2 protein-coding genes and 1 pseudogene are annotated in these 2,942 nt (G+C 70.7%); all 3 read left to right on the top strand.

Annotated features, from left to right (window positions below; translation table 11 throughout):
• Nucleotides 1–45: 45 nt before the first annotated feature.
• Nucleotides 46–1,491, top strand: a pseudogene (locus SSOG_RS58770) (acyltransferase domain-containing protein); the annotation flags it as partial.
• 301 nt (nt 1,492–1,792) lie between these two features.
• Complete coding sequence (locus tag SSOG_RS58765) at nt 1,793–2,356, top strand: KR domain-containing protein (RefSeq protein ID WP_154686050.1); 564 nt, start codon at nt 1,793–1,795, stop codon at nt 2,354–2,356.
• Nucleotides 2,281–2,942 (top strand): KR domain-containing protein (locus SSOG_RS58760; protein ID WP_154686143.1); only part of this gene is annotated, 662 nt, incomplete at its 3' end. The genes SSOG_RS58765 and SSOG_RS58760, both read left to right, overlap by 76 nt.

The raw sequence follows: 2,942 nt of genomic DNA, 5'->3' as shown, positions 1-2,942 counted from the left end.
GCCACCCCACCGGTCGCCGAGGCGGGCGGAGTCCTGCCATGGGTCGTGTCGGCACGGAGTACGGAGGCACTGCGCGGCCAAGCGGCGGCCCTGCTCGACCGGGTGACGGCGGACGACGACACCTCGCCGGTCGAGGTGGGCTGGTCACTGCTCACGTCCCGCTCGCTCTTCGACCACCGCGCCGTCGTCGTCGGTGACAACCGGGAGGATCTGGCGGCGGGGTTGCAGGCCCTGGCCACCGGTGCACCGCACCCGACGGTGATATGTCCCGGAGGCGCTGCGGGTGTTTCGGGTCAGACGGTGTTCTTGTTCAGCGGTCAGGGCAGCCAGCGTCCCGGCATGGGCGCGGCACTGTACGACCGCTTCCCCGTCTTCGCCGAAGCCTTCGACGAGGTCTGCACCCTCCTGAATCCCCACTTGGAGCAGCCGCTGCGCCAGGTGGTCTTCAGCCAGGAGCCCGAAAACGCGCAGCTGCTGGATCACACCACCTACGCCCAAGCCGGACTCTTCGCCCTCCACATCGCCCTCGCCCGGCTCCTCGCCTCCACCGGCATCACCCCGGACGCCGTCATCGGCCACTCCATCGGGGAAGTCGCCGCCGCCCATGTGGCCGGTGTCTTCGATCTGCCCGACGCCTGCCGACTGGTGGCCGCCCGCGCCACCCTCATGGGCGGACTCCCCGAAGGCGGCGGCATGGCCACCATCGCCGCCACCCCCGACGAACTCGCCGACGACCTCGCCGCCACCGACGGACAGGTCACCATCGCCGCCCTCAACACCCCCACCAACACCGTCATCTCAGGGCCCGAAGCCCTTGTCACACAGATCGCTGCGGCCTGGGCCGAACGCGGCCGCAAGACGCGGATGCTCACCGTCAGCCACGCCTTCCACTCCCCTCTGATGGACCCCATCCTCGAACCGTTCGCCGAGGCCATCAGCAACCTGACCTATCACCCGCCCACCATCCCCCTCATCAGCAACCTCACCGGACAACCCGCCGATGAGGAGATCACCACTCCCGCGTACTGGGCCCAGCACATCCGCCAGCCCGTCCACTTCCACCCCGCCATCACCCACACCGCGCCCGACACCGGTACGTACCTCGAACTCGGCCCGGACCCCGTCCTGACCACGGCCGTCCAACACACTCTCCATCACACTGAGCACCCCACCACCCCTCTCCTCACGGCCACCCTCACCCGCAAGCAACCCGAAGTCCGGGCGTTCGCCACCGCCTTGGCACGGCTCCAGACCGCCGGGGTCGACGTCGACTGGGCTCCGTGGTTCCCCGCCGACCCGGCGCCCCGGCTTGTCCCGTTGCCGACGTACGCCTTCCAGCACCAGCGGTTCTGGCTCGCCCCGCCCGATGCCCGTACCAGCAGCGCCAGTGCGGCAGCGGACCCGGCCGAGGCACAGCTGTGGCACGCCATCGAAGAGCTGGACGTCGACGCCCTCACCAGCACGCTCCAGCTGGAGAAGAACAGCCCCGGCCTCGACGCGCTCCTGCCCGCGCTCCCCGTGCTGTCGGCGTGGCGGCGGCAGCACCGCGAGCAGGCGGTCATCGACTCCTGGCGCTACCGGACCACCTGGCAGCAACTGCCCGACGCGACCATCGCGGCCCTGAGCGGCACCTGGCTGGTGGTCGTGCCCGGCGGCCAGGAGGATCACTCCGCGGTCCAGACAGTCGTCCAGGCGCTTCAGTCCCATGGTGCCGCCGCGTCCGTCCACGCGCTCCCCGCGGAGGGTCTGCGGCGCGATGCCCTCTCCGAGCAACTGACCCAGTGGGCAAAGGGTGAGCAAATCGCGGGTGTACTCAGTCTGCTCGCCCTCGACACCGCGGCACGCCCCGAACACCCCGCCGTCCCCAAAAAAAATCATCGGCACCGTCACACTGCTCCAAGCGCTCGGCGACACCGGTATCACCGCTCCCCTGTGGTGCCTCACACAGGGCGCGGTCGCCACCGGCCGTACGGATCCGCTCCCCCACCCGGGCCAGGCCCAGGTCTGGGGGCTGGGCCGGGTCGCCGCCCTCGAACACCCGCAACGGTGGGGTGGGCTGATCGATGTGCCCACCACCGTGACCCACCAGACCGCCGGTCGACTGGCCGCCCTGCTGGTTCCCGGGCAGCCCGAGGACCAGGCCGCGATCCGTACCACCGGCACCTACGCCCGCCGCCTCGGCCACGCCGCTCCCGCATCGTCCGCGAGCCCCTCTCCCTGGAGGCCGACCGGTACGACGCTCATCACCGGCGGCACCGGGGGGCTCGGCGCCCACCTCTCATGTTGGCTGGCCCGCGAGGGCGCCCCCCACCTCCACCTCATCAGCCGGTTCCGGCTTCGACGCGCCGGGCGCTGACCAGCTCAGCGAAGAACTCATCGCTCTGGGTGCCTCGGTCACCATCTCCGCGTGCGACGTCTCGAACCGCGCCGCGCTGCAACACCTCATCGACTACATCCCCGCCGAACACCCCCCTGACCACGGTCATCCACACCGCCGGAACCATGGACCTCGGCCCGATCACCGAGCTGGACCCCGAGCGGTTGCAGTACGTACTGCACTCCAAGGCGCTGGCCGCCACTCATCTGCACGAGATCACCCGGGACCTGGGGCTCGACGCCTTCGTACTCTTCTCGTCGAACGCCGCGACCTGGGGCAGCGGCCAGCAGGCCGCCTACGCCGCCGCGAACGCGCACCTCGACGCCCTCGCCGAACACCGCCGGGCCCATGGGCTCCCCGCCACCAGCATCGCCTGGGGCCCGTGGAGCGAGGCGGGCATGGCCGCCGACGAGAACACGCTCGCTCATCTCAGGCGGCGCGGTCTCTCCCCGCTGACCACCGACCTGGCCATCAAGTCCCTGCACCACGCCCTGACGCACGACGACACCACGGTGACGGTGGCCGATGTCGACTGGGAGAGGTTCTCCAGCGCCTTCACCGCGCA

The organism is Streptomyces himastatinicus ATCC 53653, from assembly GCF_000158915.1.
GTDB lineage: Bacteria > Actinomycetota > Actinomycetes > Streptomycetales > Streptomycetaceae > Streptomyces > Streptomyces himastatinicus.
The sequence above is the reverse complement of the archived record's forward strand: the minus strand, read 5'-3'. Positions and strand labels throughout refer to the sequence as shown.